The following is a 19697-nucleotide window of genomic DNA, read 5'->3' as shown; positions in this document are numbered from 1 at the left end:
CAGGGGCGCGCTCAGCGCACCAACATGCGCATGACGCGCTCGATCCGCGAATACGGCGGTTTCAGCAGGTCGCTGCCGGCGATGCGCGACTGCCACAGGATTGGCAGCGCCTTGCTCATCGCATCAAAGCCGGCGCGGCCGTGGTACGCGCCCATGCCGCTGGCGCCGATGCCGCCGAACGGCAGATGGTTGATGCCGAAATGCAGCAGGGTGTCGTTGACGGTGATGCCGCCGGCCAGCGTCCGTTGCAGGATCGCCTCGACCGTCGCGTGCTGGTGGCTGAAGGGATACAGGGCCAGCGGCCGGTCGTGCGCGTTGACGTAGGCGATGGCGTCGTCGATCGCGCGGTACGACTTGATCGGCAGGATCGGGCCGAAGATCTCTTCCTGCATCACGCTGGCGTCGTCGCCGGGATCGAGTACCAGCACCGGCGGGAAGAACCGCGTGCCGGCAGTCGCGGCGTGATCGCCGGGCGCAAGCTCGATCACCGTCAGGCCGCGTGCGCGCGCGTCGTCGACATGCGCCTGCAGGCGCTGCAACTGGCGGTCGTTGATGATGCAGGTGTAGTCGGCGCGATCGGCGAAGCCGGCATAGCGCGCCTGCACCTGCGCGCGCAGCGCGTCGACCAGCGCGTCGCGCCTGGCGGCGTCGACGAGGATGTAGTCGGGGGCAATGCAGGTCTGGCCGCCGTTGAACCACTTGCCGGTCGCCAGCCGTGCCGCCGCCTGCGCGATCGGATAGTCGGCGGCGATGATCGCCGGCGACTTGCCGCCCAGCTCCAGTGTCAGCGGCGTCAGCTGGGCGGCCGCGGCGGCCATGACCTTGCGGCCTACCGCGGTCGAGCCGGTGAACACCAGGTGGTCCAGCGGCAACGCGGCGACGGCCGCCGCGACCTCGGCGCCACCGCTGACCACGGCCACGCGGTCGTCCGGGAAGACCTCGGCCAGCAGCTCGCGCAGGAACGCAGTGGTGCGCGGCGTGTGCTCGGAGGGCTTGAGCAGCACGTGGTTGCCGGCGGCGATCGCGGTCGCCAGCGGGATCAGGGCCAGGTTGACCGGGTAGTTCCACGGTGAGATCACGCCGACCACACCCACCGGCACCGACCGCAGCTCGGCACGGGCCGGCCAGAACCGCCAGCCGACGCCGACCCGGCGCGGCGCCATCCAGCGGCGCAGGTGGCGGCGCAGGTGGTCGATCTCGTTGAGCACGGTCATGCCGTCGGCGATCAGCGACTCGTGGCGCGAGCGGTGGCCGAAGTCGGCGGCGATCGCCGCGGCCATGGCCTCCAGTCGCGAGGCCAGTGCCGCGCGCAGCCGGGTCAGGTCGTCGTGGCGCTGGGCACGGTCGGGCTTGGCCGCCTGCCAGGCATCGCGCAACCGGGCCAGCGTTGACGGAAGTCGGGCCAGCGTGCCGGCATCACCGGTGGCGGCGTCGGGTGGCGACGTGGGCGAGGGCGGCGCGGCGGGCTTGTCCATGGCGGCCACTATACCCAGCGCGCGCGGGCGACCGACCTGCAGGGGAATGACCCGCAGGCCTGCGCGGGGCGTTAAAATCGCAGGATGAGCACACTGATCCGCCCTTACCGCGACAAGCTGCCCCTGGTGGGCGAACGCGTCTACATCGATCCGTCCTCCACCGTGATCGGCGATGTCGAGCTGGCAGACGACGTGTCGATCTGGCCGATGACCGTCGTCCGCGGCGACGTCAACTACATCCGCATCGGCGCGCGCAGCAACCTGCAGGACGGCGTGGTGGTGCATGTCAGCCATGACGGACCGCATGCCAAGCTCGGCGGCTTCTCGACCGTGATCGGCGAGGACGTCACCGTGGGCCACAAGGCGGTCATCCACGCCTGCCGCATCGAGGACGCGTCGCTGATCGGCATGGGCGCGCTGGTGCTCGATGGCGCGGTCGTCAAGAAGCACGGCTTCGTCGGCGCTGGTGCGCTGATCGCGCCGGGCAAGGTCGTGGGCGAAGGTGAGCTGTGGCTCGGCAATCCCGGCCGCTTCGTGCGCAAGCTGACCGACGCGCAGATCGAAGGCCTGTATTACAGCGCCGCGCACTATGTGCGGCTGAAGGACGAGTACCTGGCCAGCGGCAAGTTCTGATCGCCTGGCCGGGCTGGCAACTTCAAGACGATCGTTTGCCATCCCGCCGCGGGCGCCATGCCCGCATCCACGCGTTACAGTGGCGCCATGAAGGGGGCCGGCGCGATGTTGAGCCATCAGTGGGATCCAAGCGGGAAGCAGCGACGAGGGATCGGGGCGGCATCCGGCTGTGGCTGCGCTGCAGCGCAGGCGGCCGCATCGTCGGCGTCGGCACGTCCTCGCCCCGAAGGTGCGCGCGCCTGCGACCATCGCCCCGACGGCCGTCGCCCATGATCGCAGCGATCGTTGCCGGCATCGGACCGGCCGCCTGATGCTCGATACCGTTCGCGAGGTCCATACCCCCGAAGGCGTGGCGTTGCGGCTGCCTGCGGCCGGACCCTTCCCGCGGGCGCTGGCCTGGTTGATCGACCTGGCGATCCGTTTCGCACTGGTACTGGTGACCGCGCTGGTGCTCGGCGTGCTCGGTGGTTTCGGGCAGGGCCTGCACCTGATCCTGATGTTCCTGGTGACTTGGGCCTACCCGGTGGTGTTCGAGGCGATGATGGATGGCCAGACGCCGGGCAAGCGCGCGCTGGCGCTGCGGGTGATCTCGTCCAACGGCGCGCCGATCGGCTGGATGGCGGCCTTCCTGCGCAACCTGATGCGGACCGCCGACATGCTGCCGCTCGGCTATGCGCTGGGCCTGTCGGCCAGCCTGCTCGACCCCTGGGGGCGCCGGCTCGGCGACATGGTCGCCGGCACGATGGTCGTGCATGCGCCGCGCGAGACGCCACAGGGCAGCGGGACCGCCGAAGCGGCGCGCGCCCCGGCGCTGGCACTACGCCTCGACGAACAGGTGGCGGTGATCGCCTTCGCCGAACGTGCCGCTGCGCTGACGCCGCAACGCCAGCAGGAACTGGCCGATCTCGCCGCGCCGGTCACCGGGCTGCGTGGCCAGGCGGGTGCCGCTGCGCTGGCGGGTGTCGCCCACTGGTTGCTCGGACGGCGTACGTGAGGCAGGACGCGTTCGTCGCCCGCTACGAGGCCGAGTGGCAGGCCTTCGAACAATGGCTCGACCAGCGCGGCGGCAACGTGCGACGTGCGCGCCTGTCGCGCGGCTGGGACGGACTGCGCGACGAGGACATGCCGTCGCGCTATCGCCGCCTGTGCCACCAGCTCGCACTGGCGCGCGGTCGCGGCTACAGCCCGCTGGTCACCGGCCGGTTGCAGGCCCTGATGCAGCGTGGCCACGACGTGCTCTATCGCGCGCCACCGCCGCCATGGCGACGCGCGCTGCAGTTCGTGATGGCCGATTTTCCGCGTCTGGTACGCGCGCAGCGCGGTTGCCTGTGGCTGTCGGCGTTGCTGTTCGCCGGGCCGATGGTCGCGATGTTCGCGGTGGTGATGCGCTGGCCGGAACTGGCCTACAGCGTGTTCGACCAGGCGCAACTGGCGCAGTTCGAAAGCATGTACGACCCGGCCGACAGCCGCCACGCGCTGGGCCGCGAGAGCGGGGACGACATGCGGATGTTCGGCCACTACATCTACAACAACATCAGCATCGGCTTCCGCACCTTCGCAAGCGGACTGCTGGCCGGCGTCGGCACGATGGTCGTGCTCGCGTTCAATGGCGTGTTCTTCGGCGTGATCGCCGCGCACCTGCAGGGCATCGGCCATGGCGATCCGTTCTGGCGCTTCGTGGCCGGGCACTCCGCGCCCGAACTGGTCGCGATCGTGATCGCCGGCGCCGCCGGCCTGCGGCTTGGCCTGGCCCTGGTCTCGCCCGGCCGGCTGCGCCGCGCCGATGCGCTGCGCGAGGCCGGCCGCGTTGGCGCGCGGCTGTGCATCGGCATCCTGCTGATGCTGCTGTTCGCCGCGTTCGTCGAGGCGTTCTGGTCGTCGATCCAGTCGATCCCAGCCGGCGTGAAGTTCGGCGTCGGCGGTGCGCTGTGGCTGCTGGTGCTGGCATGGCTGGCGCTGGGCGGCCGGGGGGCGGTGCGCGATGCGTCCTGAGGCCCTGCGGGTCGTCCTGCGCCCGCGCTCGCCGTGGGAAGCGGTCGAACTCGGCACCGCGCTGGTGCGCCAGCAGGCGTCGCCGTTGTGGAAGGCCTGGTTCGCATCGACCCTGCCTGTGTTCGCGGTCGTCAACGCACTGGCCTGGTGGGGCGACGTGCTGTGGCTGGCCCTGCTGCTGATGTGGTGGATCACGCCGCTGTTCGATCGCATCGTGTTGTTCGTGCTGTCGCGCGCGGTGTTCGGCGCCTCACCGACGGCGCTCACGACCTTGCAGGCGATGCGGTATTGGGGATGGCGTCCGATGTGGGGCTATCTGCTGTGGCGGCGCCTGAGCCCATGGCGCTCGCTGACCTTGCCGGTGGACCTGCTTGAAGGCGGCAGCGCCGAGGCGGCGAACGCGCGGCGGAAAGTCATCGGCCATGGCGTCATCGGGCATGCGTTCGTGCTGACGGTCAGCTGCCAGGCCTTCATCGCGATCCTGGCGGCGTCGTGCATCTCGCTGGTGCTGCTGTTCGTGCCGACCGAGCTGCTGTCGGAGTCGGCGCGTGCGGTCTGGACGCTGATGACCGATGCGCCGCCGCGCTGGGCGCAACTGGTGCTCAACCTGGTGGTCTGGCTCGGGGTCTCGGCGATCGAGCCGTTCTTCGTCGGCGCGGGCTTCGGCCTGTACCTCAATCGCCGTGTACAGCTCGAGGCCTGGGACATCGAGATCGTGCTGCGCAAGTTGCGCGCGCGGATCGCACCGCTGGCGGCCACGTGGTTGCTGGTGCTTGCGTGGCCGCTGCTGTCGCCCGCGCAGGCGCAATCCTCGCGCCACCACGAAGCACCACCGCCGGTCCCCGCCCAGCATGTCGACCAGGCCGGGTTGCAGCAGGCGCCCGACACCACCGGGCAGGACACGCTGGGCGAGGTCTTCGGCGAGGACAACGTGGTCGATTCGCGCGGCTTCGCGCGTGCCGTCGCCAAGGCCGCCAAGGATCCGCTGCTCGACCACAAGCGCACCGACAAGGTCTGGCAGCGCCGCGACAGGACCGAGCGGGCCGATACGCCACCGGCGGCGCTGCCGGGGCTGGCGCGGTTGTTCGCGCTGGTCGGCGAGTTCGGCCTGTGGTTCGTCGTCGCGGTATTGGTGCTGGTCCTGGCGCTGACCGCGCGCCGCTGGTGGCCTTGGATGCGGGGATGGGCGGCGCCGTTGCCGAAGGACAGCGAGATCGTGTCGTCGCCGATGCCGCCCGACGAGCCGCTGCCCCCCGACCTCGCGACGCAGGCCCGGCGGCTGTGGCGCGAGGGACGGCCGCGCCGCGCGCTGGCATTGCTGTATCGCGGCAGCGTCGCGGCGATGGCCGAACGCCTGCAGGTCACGCCGGTGCCCGGTGCGACCGAGGCCGAGTGCCTGCGGCTGTCGCGACGCTTGCCCGATCCTGCCGATCGCGATGTGTTCGCGCGCGTCGTGCGGACCTGGCAGTACGCGGCGTATGCGCAGCGGTTGCCGGATGAGACGGCGTTCGAGCAATTGCTGGGCGACGCATCGCAGCGCTTCGGGTGGCTGCGATGAGTGCCGTTGCCGCCGCTACGCGTGGACGGGTGGGCTGGGGATTGCGCCTGGGCATGCTGTTACTGGGACTGGCGGTCTCCGGTGCGATGGTCGCGTGGTGGTTGCATACGCACGAGCGGGTCGATCGCGAGGTCGACCTGCCGGCACGCGGCGAGGCCGCCTACAACCCGCTGTACCTGCTGCGCGAAGCGCTGCGCGCCGATGGCGTGCCGGCGCAGTCGCGGCAACGCCTGCAACTGCAGGAGATCGTGCCGGCGCAACGCGACACCCTCGTCATCCTCAGCGATACGCGTGGCCTGTCGATCGTCGATGTCGACGGGCTGCTGGACTGGGTCGATGCGGGCGGCCACCTGCTGGTGACCACGCCGCGCGTATCCGGCCGTTTGGGCGTGCCGCGCGAATGGGAGCTGCTGCAGCGATTGGGCGTGGCGTTGTACGAGGACGCCGCGGGCTGCCTGTCGTACCGGATGCCCGGCGAGGAGGCCCATGTCGAGTTCTGCGGCGCCACCCGCTTCTCGCTTCCGGACGACGAGCCCGGGATCGCCTGGGGCGATTTCGCCGACGGTTTCGTGCTGGCGCGCCTGCAGCGCGGCAAGGGCACCGTCGATGTCGTCGCGTCGATGGACTTCATGCTCAACGACAGCCTCAACGAGGCGCCGCACGCCGCCCTGGCCCGGCAGTTGCTGGCGCCGAACTACGGGCAGGGCACGGTCCACCTGGTCTACGCCACCCGCATGCCGCCGCTGTGGCGGCTGCTGCTGGAGCGCGCGTGGATGGTCTGGCTGCCATTGCTGCTCGCGCTGGTGGCGTGGCTGTGGATGCGCACGCAGCGTTTCGGACCATTGCAGCCGACGCCGGCACTGGCGCGCCGCGCCCTGCTCGAACACGTGCAGGCCAGCGGCGAGCACCTGTATCGCTACGGCCAGGCCGGCCACCTGCACGCTGCCGCCCGCGACGCTTTCCTGCAACGCCTGCGCCGCCGCGATCCCGTCGCGGCGTCCCTCGAAGGCGAGTCCCAGGCCGAGGCCATTGCCGCGCTTCTGGGCACGCTGTCCGCGCGCGATGTCTCGCATGCCCTGCGTTCCCCGCGTCCCCATGATGCCGCCGACTTCCGGCTGCGCATTGCCCGACTGATCGAGATGAGAAACCGGCTATGACCACAACCAGCACGCACGAACCCCTGCTTGGCGAACACGACGCCCCGCTGGCCGCGATCAGCGGCGAGGCCCTGGTCGCGCGCGTCGCGGCTGTCCGCGACGAAGTCTCCAAGGCCTTCATCGGACAGCCCGGCGTGCTCGACCAGATCATGGTCGCGCTGCTGGCGGGCGGCCACGTGCTGATCGAGGGCGTGCCGGGCCTGGGCAAGACGCTGCTGGTGCGCGCGCTGTCGAGCGTGCTCGGTTGCGGCTATGCACGCGTGCAGTTCACCCCGGACCTGATGCCCAGCGACGTCTGCGGCCACGCCGTATGGGACACCCGCAGCGAGACGTTCGTGGTCCGTCGCGGACCGATCTTCACCAACCTGTTGCTTGCCGACGAGATCAACCGGGCGCCGGCCAAGACCCAGTCGGCGCTGCTGGAAGCCATGCAGGAACAGCAGGTCACGATCGAAGGCCACAGCTTCGAGCTGCCGCCTCCGTTCATGACGTTGGCGACGCAGAACCCGGTCGAGCAGGAGGGCACGTATCCATTGCCCGAGGCGCAGCTCGACCGCTTCCTGCTGAAGGTGCTGATCGACTACCCGCAGCACGCCGACGAGGTCGCGATGGTCACCGCGATCAGCAGCGGCAAGGTCGCCGCCGATTTCGACCTGTCGCAACTGCAGGTGGTGCTGCAGCCGGGCGAGATCGTCGCGTTGCAGCAGGGCACCGCCGCCACGACCGTCGACGCCGAGGTCATCGACTACGCCGTGCGCATCGCCTCGGCGACACGCCAGTGGCCGGGCATCGCCCTCGGGGCCGGCCCGCGCGGCAGCCTCGCGCTGGTGCGGGCCGCCCGCGCCCAGGCGGTGCTGGCCGGTCGCGATTTCGTCACTCCCGACGACATCCGCGACATCACCCGGCCGGCATTGCGGCATCGCATCTCGCTGGCACCGGAACTGCAGATCGAAGGCCAGGACAGCGACCAGGTGCTGCAGGCGCTGCTGGCGAAGGTGGAAGCGCCGCGCCAGTGACTGCCGCCGCGCCTCCGCCACGCCTGCTGCCGCGTCCATCACCCTGGCTGGTGGCGCTGCTGGCCGCGTGGGCGTTGCCGGGCATCGCCACCAGCCTCGGCTGGCTGCCGCGGGCGACGTGGCTGCTGGCCGGTGCCGTGCTCGGCATGCTGGTCGTGGTCGACCTGTGGCGTTTGTGGCGCCGCGCGACGCCCGACGTCGTCCGCGATCTGCCCGATGCGCTGCCGCTGGGCGTGGCGCGCGAGGTGGTGCTGCACCTCGAACCCGGCGCGCATCGGCAGCGGCTCGACGTGCATGACGGCCATCCCGGCGACTGGCGCGTCGACGGCCTGCCGCGACGGCTGACCCTGGTGCCGGGGATTGCATCCAGCGTGAGCTATCGCCTGCATCCCGACGCGCGCGGCGAGCATGTCTTCGATGGCGTGCACCTGCGCCTGCAATCACCCTGGGCGCTGTGGCAGCAGCGTCGCATCGCCGGCATGCCGCATCGCCTGCGCGTGTATCCCGACTTCGCACCGCTGACCCGGCTCGCCCTGCTCAGTGCCGAACAGGCGTCGCGGCTGGTTGGCGCGCACCTGAAGCGCCGTCGCGGCGAGGGCACCGATTTCCACCAGATGCGCGAGTACCGCGTCGGCGACAGCCTGCGCCAGATCGACTGGAAGGCGAGCTCGCGCGCACGCAAACTGATCTCGCGCGAGTACCAGGACGAGAAGAACCAGCAGTTGCTGATCGTGCTCGATACCGGCCGCCGGATGCTCGCGCGCGATGGCGGGTTGGCGCATTTCGACCATGCCCTCAATGCCAGCCTGCTGGTGTCGTATCTCGCGCTGCGCCAGGGCGATGCGGTCGGCCTGCACACGATGGGCGGCGAGCGTCGCTGGGTCGCCCCGCAACGCGGCATGGGCGCACTCGATACCCTGTTGCGGGCCAGTTACGACCTGCAGCCGTCGGCGGTGGCGACCGACTACCTGGCGGCGGCGACCGAACTGTCGCTGCGCCAGCGCCGTCGCGGCCTGTTGATGCTGGTGACCAACCTGCGCGACGAGGACATCGAGGATGTGCTGGTCGCGGTGCGGATGCTGCGCCGGCGACACGTCGTCGTGGTCGCCTCGCTGCGCGAGCGCGCGCTCGACGATGCGCTGGATGCGCCTGTGGATTCGCTCGACGACGCCCTGCGCGCCGGCGCGACCGCGCGCTATCTTGCGCAACGCGCCGTCGCCCACGAAGCACTGCGCAATCATCGCGTGGCGGTGCTGGACGTGACCTGCGAGCAGTTGCCCGGGGCGCTGGTGGAGCGGTATCTGGCGATCAAGCGCGATGGGGTGTTGTAGGGGAGTGCTTGCGCGTAGCCTGCGCGTTTAGCGTTTAGCTGTCGACGTGTCGCGCTCCCGGCTCCCGCTCCCGGCTAGGGCCGCGTCGCGATCTCCAGCGCGCCGATCAGGCGCATCGCCATCCACCGCCCGTCACCGCACAGATCCGGCGCCGGCTTCAGCGAACCGCAGAAGGCAGGCCGTTCGGGTTTGCCGAACAGGCGGCAGCGCAGCGCGTCATCGAGTTGCACGCAGGGCACGCCCGCAGGCTTGCCATCCGGCATGCCTGGGATCGGAGAGGTGATCGACGGCGCGATGCAGCAGGCGCCGCAACCGTCACGACATTGCATGCGGCGGGTTGGGCGGCGTCGCCGGCTTGCGCGCGAGCGCGACGCCCAGCAGCACGATCGCGGCGGCGTCGATCAGCGTGAAGAACAGACTGGACGCGGCGAAGATCCACGTCGTCTGCGTCGCCGTCGTGGTGGTGATGAAGGTCTGCAGGAGGGTATAGAACGCGGTCTGCAGCAGGGTGCCGGCCAGCAACAGGCCGAAGGCCAACAGTCCGAGGCGGCCGGCGCTGCCCAGCTGCGCGCGCCGCTGCACGACCAGCACGATGGCGACCGTCAATGCGATCAGCGTCAACAGCAGGCGAGGCAGTTGTTGCAGCAGGGCAGGGATCAGGTCCATCGGTACGTCCTCGTGCATGCACGCGCATGCGGTGGCGATGTCAGTCGGCGGTGACCAGGGCGGCGGTGCGGCCCAGCAGTTGGGCGTGGATCTCGTCGGTCTGCGGACGCACGCCGTGCCACAGGGCGAAGCTCTCGGCCGCCTGTTCGACCAGCATGCCCAGGCCGTCGATCGCGACCTGCGCACCATGCGCGCGCGCCCAGGCCAGGAACGGGACGGCCACCTCGCCGTAGCTGAGATCGACGGCCGCGCAACGCGGGCCGACCAGCGACATCGGCAGCTTCGGCAACTGGTCGCCGCGCGCGGCCGACGTCGCGTTGATGATCAGCGAGAAGTCGCCCAGTTCGTGCAACTGGTCGAGGTAGCGGGCATGCACGCGGCCGGGCTCGCCGAGCGCATCGACCAGCGCGTCGGCGCGTGCCGGCGTGCGGTTGACGACATAGAGTTCGCCGATGCCGGCATCGACCAGGGCCGGCGCCACTCCGCGCGCGGCGCCGCCGGCGCCGATCAGCAGGGTCCGGCGCTGGCGCAGGTCCAGGCCGTGGCGTTCGGTGAGGTCGCGGACCAAGCCGGCGCCATCGGTGTTGTCGCCATGCCAACCCTCGCCCAGCCGGGCCAGCGTATTGACGGCCCCGGCGCGGCGCGCGCGGTCGGTGACCGAGCCGGCTAGCGAGAAGGCGGATTCCTTCAGCGGCAGGGTGACGTTGGCCCCGACACCGCCGCTGGCGGCGAACTGTTCCAGGGCCTCGAAGAAGCCCTCGGGCTGCGCATCGATCGCGGTGTAGTCGATCGCGATCCCGGTCTGCTGGCCGAAGGCCGCGTGGATCCGTGGCGACAGCGAATGCGCGACGGGGTGGCCGAAGACCGCGAAACGGGCGGATTGCGACATGGATGACCTCAGCGATGGGCCGGGTCCGATCGCGGCCCCGATGGGCGCCAGTCTAACGGGAGTTATCTGCTACTGCTCGCGCAGCCAGCGCGCCGCATCCAGCGCGAAATACGTCAGCACGCCGTCGGCGCCTGCGCGCTTGAAGCACAGCAGCGACTCCAGCACGCACTTGCGCTCGTCCAGCCAACCATTGCCGGCGGCGGCCTTCAGCATCGCGTACTCGCCGCTGACCTGGTAGGCGAAGGTCGGCACGCCGAACGCATCCTTCACGCGGCGCACGATGTCGAGGTAGGGCATGCCCGGCTTGATCATCACCATGTCGGCGCCTTCGTCGAGGTCCAGCGCGATCTCGCGCAGGGCTTCGTCGCCATTGGCCGGATCCATCTGGTAGGTCGACTTGTCGGCCTTGCCCAGCGCGCTTGCCGAGCCGACCGCGTCGCGGAACGGGCCGTAGAACGCGGAGGCGTACTTGGCCGAATACGCGAGGATGCGGGTATGGATGTGCCCGGCGTCCTCGAGCGCGGTGCGGATCGCGCCGATGCGACCGTCCATCATGTCGCTGGGCGCGACGACATCCGCGCCGGCACGGGCATGCGACAGGGCCTGCTGCACCAGCACGTCGATAGTCTCGTCGTTGAGGACGTAGCCATTGCCGTCGATCAGGCCGTCCTGGCCATGCGAGGTATACGGATCGAGGGCGACGTCGGTGATGACGCCGAGCTCCGGGAAGCGCGACTTCAGGGCGCGGATCGCACGCTGGCACAGGCCGTCGTCGTCGGAGGCGGCGCGGGCGTCGAGGGACTTGGCCTCCGGCGCGGTCACCGGGAACAGCGCCAGCGCCGGGATCCGCAGCTCGGCGGCGGTCTCGGCCACGCGCAGCAGCTCGTCGATCGACAGGCGCTCGACGCCGGGCATCGAGGCGATGGTGTCGCGGCCGGCGGGCTCGTGCACGAAGACCGGGTAGATCAGGTCGTTGGCGGTCAGCACGGACTCGCGCATCAGCCGGCGCGAGAAGTCGTCGCGGCGCATCCGCCGCATGCGGGTATCAAGTCGGGTCATGCCGGCATTTTACGCCGCTGGCCGGGCTGCCGGGCTGCGACCCGATGTCGCGCGGCCCGGACCAGCCGGGCCAGCCGCCTCAGGTCATGCTGCCCCAGATCACGCAGCCTTAGATCGGGCCGCCTCAGATCAGGCCGCCACCCAGGGTCAGGCGGAAGATCGCGACCACGATGACCAGGCCGTTGAGCACCAGGCCGGTCTTGGCGCGTCCGCGCCGGCCGGGCGAGGTCACCAGGACGCCGATCGCGGCGATGATCGCGCCCACGGCGGCGAACGGGATCAGGAACCAGTTGCCCCAGCCCAGCAACGGGATCAGCGCAAGGATCATCCACAGCATCGACACGATGCCCCAGAGCAGGCTGATCAATCCCATTGCAGCACTCCACGTCAGTTGGGCGCTCGGCCCGATGTCGTCAAGATGGCGTCCGCGGCGGCGGCGATCAAGGCCCGTTGGTCACGGGTCGCCCGCGCTACGCGTCCGGGTCTCGCTCTCCCAGTGGCTCAGAACCAGTTCACGATCTGTCGCGAGCGCAGCAAGATCGTGTACAGGTTCTCAGCGCCGGTCGTGGACGCCGTCGATCTCGACCGCCAGCTCGCGCCGGCAGATCGCCGCGTGCAGCAGGATCCTCGGCACCGACGGTCCCAGCCGGGCGTCCAGCGCCTGCGCCACGATCGGCAGGTCGGCGGCATCGCGGACATACACCTTCAGGCGCGAACCGGGGCCGAAATGCTCGGGCAGGGTCGGCCGGCCGGCGCGCGCCGAGGTCAGCAGGGCGTCGAAGTTGGCCAGGGTCTCGTCGAGCTGGGTCAGCAGTTCGCCCTCGTGCTGCGAGGCATGGCCGACGATCGCGGCGGTGCCCGACAGCAGCAGCGGCATGCGGCTGCCCGGCGGCGGCAGCATCGCGCGCGCGAAGCTCGGCGACTGCGGGCCGTACTCGCGCGGGTAGCGGTAGGCGCTGACCTGGCGCGGGTTCTCGACCGGCAGGCCCGGCGTCCGCGACGCCAGCCAGTACACCTGCACCGTGCGTGAGTGGTCGCAGCGCCCGATCGCGGTTGCGGCGGGCAGGGCGGTGATGTCGAAGGTACCCAGGCCAAGCGCGCGGCCGACGCAGAACTGCCGGTAGCGTTCGGCGTCGCCATCGCCCAGCGTGATCGCGTCGAGGTAGTTCCAGACCCGCAGCAGGTGCGGGTAGCCGCTGCTGGTGACGAAGCGGGTCATCCGCGTATAGGCGTGGCGGGCGGCCTCGATGACATCGGTGTTGTCGCCATCGAGCGGCTCTTCGGCCTCGATCGTGCCGAACTGCAGTTCGCCGTCGCAGGACCAGGCGATATCGCCATCGCGGCCGTGCTCCACCGGCCCGTTCGCCTGCCAGACCTCGAACGGCGATGCGCCGTAGGGCTCCAGCGGCACGCGCAGGTAGCGCGGGTCCGGGTCGTGCGGCGCGTGGCTGCCGAAGCCCAGTACGGCCAGTACGTCATCGCGGGCCAGCAGGTCGGCCGGGGCGTCCGCCTCGACATAGTCCACGTACAGCCGGGCCTGGCGCGAGCTCAGGCTGGGCGACTGCGGCAGGCTCAACGGTGGGCTCCGGGTGTCGCCGCCAGAGGTCGCGCGCGCGAAGGGCAGGCAAGCGGGCAGCCATCCTCGGCCCCGATCCCCACAGTGCGGCAGGCGGCCGCGACGCGGGCGGTCACAACATTGGTGTCGGTCATGTCGAGCGGCGATCCATCATGCGGCGCATTTTAGGGCCTGCACCCGTGCTTGGGCCAATCCGATGCGCCCCGGGACGATCAGGCCCTGCGATTGCACGCGCGACGCTGCGCAGGCAGCGCGCATTCAGGCTGCACACGCCGGTGGCCGTGCTTGCGTGGAGGCGGCGGATGCACGAAGGTTGCGCCCCACTCCCGTGCCCCGTACCGTCAGGGCGACCGGGCCGATCTCCGCCCCTTCCGGAATACCGCATGTCTTCGCAAACCGCCGCCGAACTCGAACTTGCCGCGCTGCTGGTCGAAAGCCTGAACCTGGACGACACCGATCCGGCGTCCATCGATCCCGAAGCGCCGCTGTTCAACGCCGGGCTGGGACTGGATTCGATCGATGCCCTGGAACTGGCGCTGGCGATCAGCAAGCGCTACGGCTTCCAGCTGCGTTCGGACAACGACGAGAACCGCCGCATCTTCGCGTCGCTGCGCGCGCTGTCGGCGCATGTCGAGCAGCACCGCGCAGGCTGAGCCGCACCGGCAAGCCACGCGTTCCAGACCCTCGACGACCACGACCCGTGATTGCCCTGCTGCAGGTCGTGCTGATCGTCGGCTACGCGCTGCTGGCGCACTTGGCCAGCGCGCGCCATCACGATGGACTGGCATTGGCCGCGATGGGCTGCCTGGTCGCGATGTTGCTGCTGCCGCCGCTGGCGGACCGCCGCTGGTGGGCCTGGCTGCTGCTGCCGCCGCTGGCCGCTGGCAGCTGGTGGCTGTACCGCCATGGCCATGGCGCGCTGCCGCTGCTGCTGGCGCCGCCGATCTTCACCGGCCTGATCGGCTGGATGTTCGCGCGCAGCCTGCGCGCGGGCAGCACGCCGTTGATCACGCGCATCGTCTGTGGCCTCGATCGCGTCGCGCCTGCGCAACTGGACCCGGCGCAGGCCAGCTACACGCGCGGCCTGACTGCCGCCTGGGCCTGGCTGCTGGCCGGACTGACCGTGGCCAACCTGCTGCTGGCGCTGATCGCGCGGCCCGATGGCCTGCTTGCCAGCCTGGGCGTGGATGCGCCGATCTCGATCACCACCACGCAATGGTCGTGGTTCGCCAACCTGCTCAACTACGGCATCCTCGGCGGCTTCTTCTTCTTCGAGTTCCAGTTGCGCAAGCGCCGCTTCCCGGGACAGTTCGCCAGCTTTCCCGACTTCCTGCGCAAGCTGGCCGGGCTGGGGCCGGCGTTCTGGCGGGATTTCCTGCGTTGACGGTCGCGCCGTCGTGAGAACCTGCTCACGATCTTGCTGCGCTTGCCAGCTGACGCGCGTGCGGTGCTCGGGATGCTCATGTACCACACGTACACTGCGCTTCCTGTGCTCCACCACGCGCCATCTGACTGCGCTCGCGACAGATCGTGAACAGGTTCTGAGCAACGCGCTGCACGTCGCATGGGACAATGTCGACGCATGAGCCTGCCCAGCCACCGTTTCACCATCGATGCCGCGCATCCGTGCCTGCCGGGGCATTTCCCGGGACAGCCGGTGGTGCCCGGCGTGGTGATCCTGGAGCAGGTGGTCGCCGCGATCGAGGCCCTGCATGGACACCTTCCGGCGCTGCGCCTGCCGCAGGTCAAGTTCCTGCAGCCGTTGTTGCCGGGACAACCGGCGGACATCGTACTCGAGCCGGCCACCACCACGAGCGGCCTGCGCTGGCGCTTCCGCGTCGAGCATGCGGGGCAACGCGTAGCCAATGGCGAGGTCGCCTGCGATGACCTGCGCGCAGACATTGTGTCGGATGGGACCGTATCCGCTGCGGACACCGATGGCGGAGACGCGCCTGCATGAGCGCGGCATCGTGGAAACAGCGTCCGGAGGGCGGCGGTCGCTTCGCGCTCGGCCTGATCCGTGCCATCGGTCGCTACGGCGGGCGCACCGTCGCGCGGCTGTTGCTGTACCCGATCACGCTGTACTTCCTGCTGCGGCGCGCACCGGAACGGCGTGCGTCGATCCAGTTCCTGACCCGCGCGCTCGGACGCCCCGCGCGCCTGCGCGATGGCGCCCGGCATATCCATGCGTTCGCCTCGACGATCCTCGACCGCATCTTCCTGCTGCAGGGCGACATGCGCAGGTTCGACATCCGCATCCATGGCCTGGACCTGGTCGAGCCGGTGCTCGATCGCGGGCAGGGCATGCTGCTGTTCGGTTCGCACCTGGGCAGCTTCGAAGTGCTGCGCGTGCTGTCGCGGCGGCGCCCGGCCACCGACATCCGGGTGGTGCTCGACAAGGGCCACAACCCGGCGTTGACCCAGTTGCTCGACGACCTCGATCCGGCGATCGCCTCGGGCATCATCGATGGTGGCCAGGATGGACCGTCGCTGATGCTGGCGATCCAGCAGGCCGTCGAGGCAGGCTCGCTGGTCGCGCTGCTGGTCGATCGCGTCTACCCGGGGCAGCCCTCGGTCGAGGTCTCGTTCCTCGGCCATCCCGCGCCGCTGCCGCAGGCGCCCTGGCTGGTGGCGGCGGTGCTGAAGGTGCCAGTGATGCTGGCGTTCGGCCTGTACCGCGGCGGCAACCGCTACGACGTGATCTTCGAGGCATTCAGCGATGGCGTGCAGTTGACGCGCCAGCAGCGTGCGACCGGATTGCCGGCGCTCATCCGGGGTTACGCGGCACGGCTGGAACATCATGCGCGGCAGGCCCCTTACAACTGGTTCAACTTCTATGACTTCTGGACGGATGGCGATGCGGAACGGACGGACGAAGGCGCGCGTGGCCACCCGGTCGACGGCCCTGCTGCTCGCGATGGTGGTCGCCACGATCGCCACGACGGCGATGCCGCGGGCGGCGTCGGCCCAGCAGAGCATTGATGCCGGCTGGATCCTGACGCGACTGGCGCGCCCGGCGCCCGACAGCACGCCGTTCCTGGAAGTCCGCGATTCGCCGATGCTGAAGGCGCCGCTGCGCATGGCCGGCGAATATCGCCGCCCCGACAGCGACACGCTGGTGCGCGAAGTACGTACGCCCTATGCCGAGACCACGACGATCCGTGCCGGCGAAGCGGTGATCGCGCGTGCCGGTCGCGCGCCACGCCGGTTCTCGCTGGCGCGCGCGCCGGAGCTGGCCAGCCTGCAGTCGAGCTTCGGCGCCCTGCTGTCGGGCGATGACACCGCCCTGCGTGCGCAGTACCACGTCAGCGCCAGCGGCCATGCGCAGGCCTGGACCTTGGTGCTGGCGCCGCGCGACGCGGCCATCGCCGCGAAACTGCGCGACATCACCCTGCGTGGCCGCGGCGACGAACTGCGCTGCATCGAGACCCGGCCCGTCAAGGGCGAGCTGCAGCGCACCCTGATGGCCGGCGCCGCACGCGCCGCGTCACCCGATGCCGACGGCGCCGCGTTGGCCGTGCTGTGCCACGGCGGCGGACAGTCCTGATGACGCCATCGCGCCGTTTGCTGCTTGCACTGCTGTGGCTGGTCGGCCTGCTGCTGGCGGGCGCATGGCTGGGCCAGCGCCTGGATTTCAGTGGCGACCTGCGCCGCTTCATGCCCGATCCGCAGACACCGGAGCAGAAACTGCTGATCGATGAACTCGGCGAAGGGCCGGGCTCGCGGCTGCTGCTGCTCGCGTTGTCGGGCGCCGATGGGCCGGTGCTGGCCGCGCAGTCGCGACAGTTGCGCGACACGCTGGCCGCCGATCCACGTTTCGCACTGGTCACCAACGGCAGCGCGGCGTCGCTCGACGACATTCCCGAGCACCTGCGCAGCTATCGCTACCTGCTGTCGCCGACGCTCGACACGCAAACGCTGGATGCCGACTTCCTGCGCGATGCCCTCGATGCGCGCCTGCAGGACCTGGGCTCGCCGGCCGCCGGCCTGGTCGAACCCTTGCTGCCTTCGGACCCGACGCTGGAGATGCTGACGCTGGCCGAGGCCTGGCAACCGGCGCACGCGCCGCAACAGTTGCACGAGGTCTGGTTCGACCGCGCCGGCGCCCAGGCGCTGCTGCTGGTCGAAACGCGCGCGGCCGGGTTCGACCCCACCGGCCAGCAGGCTGCCGTCGATGCGATCGAACAGGCCTTCGATCGCATCCGCGCCGACACCGGCAGCGCGCTGGAGATGACCGGCCCCGGCGCCTTCGCAGTGGAGATCGGCGGCCGCACCGAGCGCGAGGCGCGCTGGATCGGCACGCTCGATACCGTGGGCCTGGTGTTGCTGCTGTGGCTGGCCTACCGCAGCTGGAAGATCCCGCTGCTGGGCGTGCTGCCGCTGGCGAGTGCCGGCATTGCCGGGCTGTCCGCGGTCGCGCTGCTGTTCTCCGGTGGCGTGCATGGCATCACGATCGCGTTCGGCTTCACCCTGATCGGCGTGGTCCAGGACTATCCGATCCACTTCTTCAGTCACCAGCGCTCGGGCATCTCGCCCTGGCAGAACGTGCGCGCGCTGTGGCCGACGCTGGCGACCGGCGTCATCGCCACGTGCATCGCCTACCTGACGTTCCTGTTCTCCGGCGTCGATGGCCTGCGCCAGCTGGCCGTCTTCACGATCGCCGCACTCGCCGCCGCCGCGCTGTGCACGCGCTACCTGTTGCCGGCGCTGATCGATCCCGATGCCCGCGACCCCGCCGATTCGCGCTGGTTGGCCGAATGCTGGCGCTGGATCGAACGCCTGCCGCGTCCGCGCTGGTCGCTGCTGGTGCTCGCGGTGGTCGCGTTCGCGATTGTCGCCCTGCGTCCGGGCGCGTTCTGGCAGAACGACCTGTCGAAGCTGACGCCGGTCCCGGCCGCCGCACTGGCGCGCGATGCGCAACTGCGCAGCGAGCTCGGCGCGCCGGATGTGCGTTTCGTCATCGCGGTGCAGGGGACCGATGTCGATACCGTGCTGCAGATGTCCGAACGCCTGCAGCCCGAGCTGGAGGCGCTGGTCGCCCGCGATGCGCTCGACGGTTACGACCTTGCCGCGCGCTACCTGCCCAGCGAAAGCCGTCAGCGCAGCCGCCAGCAGCGGTTGCCTGCGCCGGACGACCTGCGCAACGCGCTGGATGCGGCGGCCGCCGACTCGGCCTTCCGTGCCGATGTCTTCGCGCCGTTCCTGGCCGACGTCGAGCAGGCACGCAAGGCCGAGCCGCTGCGGATGCGGGATCTTGCCGGCACGCCATTCGCGGCGGCCGTTGGAGGGTTGCTGCTCGATGGCGGCGGCCACGCGACCGCGCTGGTGTCATTGACCGGATTGACCGATGTCGACGCCGTGGCGCAGGTCGCGCAGGCGCATGGCGCCCGCCTGATGGACCTGAAGCAGGCCTCGGAGTCGCTGGTCGCCGAGTACCGCGTGCGCGTGCTGCTGGCCCTGGCGGTGTCCGCGGTGCTGCTGCTGGCGACGGTCTGGGCCGCGCTGCGCTCGCCGCGCCGTGTCTGGCGCGTGCTGCTGCCGATGGCGCTGACGACGTTGCTGATCCTGGCCGTGCTGCGTGGCCTCGGCATCGAGCTGACGCTGTTCCACCTGATCTCGCTGATCCTCGCCGCCGGCCTCGGACTCGACTACGCCCTGTTCTTCGAACATGCCGGCGACGATCGTCGCGACCAGTTGCGCACCCTGCATGCGGTGATCGTCTGCAGCCTGATGACGCTGCTGGTATTCAGCCTGCTGGCGTTGTCGACGATCCCGGTGTTGCGCGCGATCGGCAGCACCGTGGCGTTGGGCGTGCTGTGCAACTTCGTGCTGGCGCTGCTGGTCGCGCGTCATCCGTCGCCGGACGCATCCGGTGCCACGGAGACGCGCGCATGACGGCCGCGATCGATCGTGCCCGGATCCAGGCGCTGATCCCGCACCAGGGCGCGATGTGCCTGTGGGACGAGGTGCTGGCCTGGGGTCCGCAGTCGATCCAGCTCGCCGGACAGGGCCACCGCGATCCTACCCATCCCTTGCGCAGCGGCGACCGCCTGCATGCCGTGCACCTGTGCGAGTACGGCGCCCAGGCGATGGCGGTGCATGGGGGGCTGCTGGGCGAACAGCGTGGCGCGGCCGTGTCGGGCGGCCTGCTGGTCGCCCTGCGCGATGTCCGCCTGCACCTGTCGAGCATCGACGACCTGCCAGATGCATTGCAGTGCACGGCCGAGGTACTGGCGCTGGACGAACGCAGCCAGCAGTACCGCTTCGTGCTGACGCATCGCCGGCAGACCCTCGCCGAGGGCCGCGCGATGGTGATGCTGCAATCGCGCTGAGCGCACCGTTGCT

At 70.3% G+C, this 19697-nt stretch carries 20 protein-coding genes and 1 pseudogene; 14 read left to right on the top strand and 7 right to left on the bottom strand.

The features are described 5' to 3' along the window. Positions 1 to 11 precede the first annotated feature (11 nt). On the bottom strand, positions 12 to 1475 hold the full coding sequence (locus ACYX7E_RS00275) for a coniferyl aldehyde dehydrogenase (protein ID WP_462078532.1): 1464 nt from the start codon (positions 1473 to 1475) through the stop codon (positions 12 to 14). Positions 1476 to 1559: 84 nt separating this feature from the next. On the opposite strand from ACYX7E_RS00275, the gene ACYX7E_RS00270 reads away from it, so the two are divergent. The 7 genes from ACYX7E_RS00270 (at position 1560) to ACYX7E_RS00240 (ending at position 9162) form a co-directional block, all read left to right on the top strand. After that, positions 1560 to 2108 (top strand): gamma carbonic anhydrase family protein, encoded by a 549-nt coding sequence (locus ACYX7E_RS00270; RefSeq protein WP_462078531.1) that lies wholly within the window; start codon positions 1560 to 1562, stop codon positions 2106 to 2108. 310 nt (positions 2109 to 2418) lie between these two features. Next, the gene (locus tag ACYX7E_RS00265) at positions 2419 to 3102 is read left to right on the top strand and encodes an RDD family protein (protein ID WP_462078530.1); all 684 of its coding nucleotides are present in this window, start codon (positions 2419 to 2421) and stop codon (positions 3100 to 3102) included. Beyond that, complete coding sequence (locus ACYX7E_RS00260; RefSeq protein WP_462078529.1) at positions 3099 to 4100, top strand: stage II sporulation protein M; 1002 nt, start codon at positions 3099 to 3101, stop codon at positions 4098 to 4100. The genes ACYX7E_RS00265 and ACYX7E_RS00260 overlap by 4 nt, the downstream gene beginning before the upstream one ends. Next, a complete protein-coding gene (locus tag ACYX7E_RS00255; protein ID WP_462078528.1) occupies positions 4090 to 5658 on the top strand; it encodes a DUF4129 domain-containing protein in 1569 nt (522 codons plus the stop codon). Before ACYX7E_RS00260 ends, ACYX7E_RS00255 begins: the two co-directional genes overlap by 11 nt. After that, a complete protein-coding gene (locus ACYX7E_RS00250) occupies positions 5655 to 6815 on the top strand; it encodes a DUF4350 domain-containing protein (protein WP_462078527.1) in 1161 nt (386 codons plus the stop codon). The genes ACYX7E_RS00255 and ACYX7E_RS00250 overlap by 4 nt, the downstream gene beginning before the upstream one ends. Next, positions 6812 to 7831, top strand: coding sequence for an AAA family ATPase (locus ACYX7E_RS00245; protein WP_462078526.1), 1020 nt, complete (start codon positions 6812 to 6814; stop codon positions 7829 to 7831). The genes ACYX7E_RS00250 and ACYX7E_RS00245 overlap by 4 nt, the downstream gene beginning before the upstream one ends. After that, a complete protein-coding gene (locus tag ACYX7E_RS00240; RefSeq protein WP_462078525.1) occupies positions 7828 to 9162 on the top strand; it encodes a DUF58 domain-containing protein in 1335 nt (444 codons plus the stop codon). Before ACYX7E_RS00245 ends, ACYX7E_RS00240 begins: the two co-directional genes overlap by 4 nt. A gap of 74 nt (positions 9163 to 9236) precedes the next feature. On the opposite strand, the gene ACYX7E_RS00235 is transcribed toward ACYX7E_RS00240, so the two are convergent. The 6 genes from ACYX7E_RS00235 to ACYX7E_RS00210 all read right to left on the bottom strand — a co-directional run bounded on the left by ACYX7E_RS00235 (position 9237) and on the right by ACYX7E_RS00210 (position 13352). Continuing rightward, a complete protein-coding gene (locus ACYX7E_RS00235) occupies positions 9237 to 9491 on the bottom strand; it encodes a YkgJ family cysteine cluster protein (protein ID WP_462078524.1) in 255 nt (84 codons plus the stop codon). Then, positions 9478 to 9828, bottom strand: a complete 351-nt coding sequence (locus tag ACYX7E_RS00230) for a hypothetical protein (protein WP_462078523.1) — start codon at positions 9826 to 9828, stop codon at positions 9478 to 9480. Before ACYX7E_RS00230 ends, ACYX7E_RS00235 begins: the two co-directional genes overlap by 14 nt. Positions 9829 to 9868: 40 nt before the next feature. Continuing rightward, positions 9869 to 10717 carry a shikimate dehydrogenase gene (gene aroE, locus ACYX7E_RS00225; RefSeq protein ID WP_462078522.1) on the bottom strand — a complete coding sequence of 283 codons (849 nt, stop codon included), beginning with the start codon at positions 10715 to 10717 and terminating at the stop codon, positions 9869 to 9871. Between the two features lie 69 nt (positions 10718 to 10786). Next, positions 10787 to 11776 (bottom strand): porphobilinogen synthase, encoded by a 990-nt coding sequence (gene hemB, locus ACYX7E_RS00220; protein ID WP_462078521.1) that lies wholly within the window; start codon positions 11774 to 11776, stop codon positions 10787 to 10789. Between the two features lie 124 nt (positions 11777 to 11900). Then, the gene (locus ACYX7E_RS00215; protein WP_462078520.1) at positions 11901 to 12149 is read right to left on the bottom strand and encodes a hypothetical protein; all 249 of its coding nucleotides are present in this window, start codon (positions 12147 to 12149) and stop codon (positions 11901 to 11903) included. A 180-nt stretch (positions 12150 to 12329) separates the two neighbouring features. Then, positions 12330 to 13352 (bottom strand): chorismate transformation enzyme, FkbO/Hyg5 family, encoded by a 1023-nt coding sequence (locus ACYX7E_RS00210; protein ID WP_462078519.1) that lies wholly within the window; start codon positions 13350 to 13352, stop codon positions 12330 to 12332. Positions 13353 to 13735: 383 nt separating this feature from the next. Between ACYX7E_RS00210 and ACYX7E_RS00205 the strand changes: the two genes are divergently transcribed. The 7 genes and pseudogenes from ACYX7E_RS00205 to ACYX7E_RS00175 all read left to right on the top strand — a co-directional run bounded on the left by ACYX7E_RS00205 (position 13736) and on the right by ACYX7E_RS00175 (position 19684). Next, the gene (locus tag ACYX7E_RS00205) at positions 13736 to 14005 is read left to right on the top strand and encodes a phosphopantetheine-binding protein (protein ID WP_462078518.1); all 270 of its coding nucleotides are present in this window, start codon (positions 13736 to 13738) and stop codon (positions 14003 to 14005) included. A 47-nt stretch (positions 14006 to 14052) separates the two neighbouring features. Next, entirely contained in the window at positions 14053 to 14736 is a 684-nt protein-coding gene (locus ACYX7E_RS00200) for a COG4648 family protein (protein WP_462078517.1), read from the top strand. Between the two features lie 198 nt (positions 14737 to 14934). Then, a pseudogene (locus ACYX7E_RS00195) lies at positions 14935 to 15237 on the top strand (hotdog family protein); the annotation flags it as partial. Positions 15238 to 15308: 71 nt separating this feature from the next. Beyond that, the gene (locus ACYX7E_RS00190; RefSeq protein WP_462078516.1) at positions 15309 to 16334 is read left to right on the top strand and encodes an LpxL/LpxP family acyltransferase; all 1026 of its coding nucleotides are present in this window, start codon (positions 15309 to 15311) and stop codon (positions 16332 to 16334) included. Continuing rightward, positions 16270 to 16899 (top strand): LolA-related protein, encoded by a 630-nt coding sequence (locus ACYX7E_RS00185; RefSeq protein WP_462079036.1) that lies wholly within the window; start codon positions 16270 to 16272, stop codon positions 16897 to 16899. The genes ACYX7E_RS00190 and ACYX7E_RS00185 overlap by 65 nt, the downstream gene beginning before the upstream one ends. Continuing rightward, complete coding sequence (locus ACYX7E_RS00180; protein ID WP_462078515.1) at positions 16899 to 19247, top strand: MMPL family transporter; 2349 nt, start codon at positions 16899 to 16901, stop codon at positions 19245 to 19247. Before ACYX7E_RS00185 ends, ACYX7E_RS00180 begins: the two co-directional genes overlap by 1 nt. After that, the gene (locus ACYX7E_RS00175) at positions 19244 to 19684 is read left to right on the top strand and encodes a phosphotransferase (RefSeq protein WP_462078514.1); all 441 of its coding nucleotides are present in this window, start codon (positions 19244 to 19246) and stop codon (positions 19682 to 19684) included. Before ACYX7E_RS00180 ends, ACYX7E_RS00175 begins: the two co-directional genes overlap by 4 nt. Positions 19685 to 19697: the final 13 nt, after the last annotated feature.

It is taken from the genome of Luteimonas sp. RIT-PG2_3, from assembly GCF_054902115.1.
The sequence above is the reverse complement of the archived record's forward strand: the minus strand, read 5'-3'. Positions and strand labels throughout refer to the sequence as shown.

What these genes read in the sequence shown, in the direction of transcription:
- ACYX7E_RS00275 (WP_462078532.1), bottom strand. Translation starts at nt 1,475, where the DNA reads ATGGACAAGCCCGCCGCGCCGCCCTCGCCCACGTCGCCACCCGACGCC.
- ACYX7E_RS00270 (WP_462078531.1), top strand. Translation starts at nt 1,560, where the DNA reads ATGAGCACACTGATCCGCCCTTACCGCGACAAGCTGCCCCTGGTGGGC.
- ACYX7E_RS00265 (WP_462078530.1), top strand. Translation starts at nt 2,419, where the DNA reads ATGCTCGATACCGTTCGCGAGGTCCATACCCCCGAAGGCGTGGCGTTG.
- ACYX7E_RS00255 (WP_462078528.1), top strand. Translation starts at nt 4,090, where the DNA reads ATGCGTCCTGAGGCCCTGCGGGTCGTCCTGCGCCCGCGCTCGCCGTGG.
- ACYX7E_RS00250 (WP_462078527.1), top strand. Translation starts at nt 5,655, where the DNA reads ATGAGTGCCGTTGCCGCCGCTACGCGTGGACGGGTGGGCTGGGGATTG.
- ACYX7E_RS00245 (WP_462078526.1), top strand. Translation starts at nt 6,812, where the DNA reads ATGACCACAACCAGCACGCACGAACCCCTGCTTGGCGAACACGACGCC.
- ACYX7E_RS00235 (WP_462078524.1), bottom strand. Translation starts at nt 9,491, where the DNA reads ATGCAATGTCGTGACGGTTGCGGCGCCTGCTGCATCGCGCCGTCGATC.
- ACYX7E_RS00230 (WP_462078523.1), bottom strand. Translation starts at nt 9,828, where the DNA reads ATGGACCTGATCCCTGCCCTGCTGCAACAACTGCCTCGCCTGCTGTTG.
- aroE (WP_462078522.1), bottom strand. Translation starts at nt 10,717, where the DNA reads ATGTCGCAATCCGCCCGTTTCGCGGTCTTCGGCCACCCCGTCGCGCAT.
- hemB (WP_462078521.1), bottom strand. Translation starts at nt 11,776, where the DNA reads ATGACCCGACTTGATACCCGCATGCGGCGGATGCGCCGCGACGACTTC.
- ACYX7E_RS00215 (WP_462078520.1), bottom strand. Translation starts at nt 12,149, where the DNA reads ATGGGATTGATCAGCCTGCTCTGGGGCATCGTGTCGATGCTGTGGATG.
- ACYX7E_RS00205 (WP_462078518.1), top strand. Translation starts at nt 13,736, where the DNA reads ATGTCTTCGCAAACCGCCGCCGAACTCGAACTTGCCGCGCTGCTGGTC.
- ACYX7E_RS00190 (WP_462078516.1), top strand. Translation starts at nt 15,309, where the DNA reads ATGAGCGCGGCATCGTGGAAACAGCGTCCGGAGGGCGGCGGTCGCTTC.
- ACYX7E_RS00185 (WP_462079036.1), top strand. Translation starts at nt 16,270, where the DNA reads ATGGTGGTCGCCACGATCGCCACGACGGCGATGCCGCGGGCGGCGTCG.
- ACYX7E_RS00180 (WP_462078515.1), top strand. Translation starts at nt 16,899, where the DNA reads ATGACGCCATCGCGCCGTTTGCTGCTTGCACTGCTGTGGCTGGTCGGC.
- ACYX7E_RS00175 (WP_462078514.1), top strand. Translation starts at nt 19,244, where the DNA reads ATGACGGCCGCGATCGATCGTGCCCGGATCCAGGCGCTGATCCCGCAC.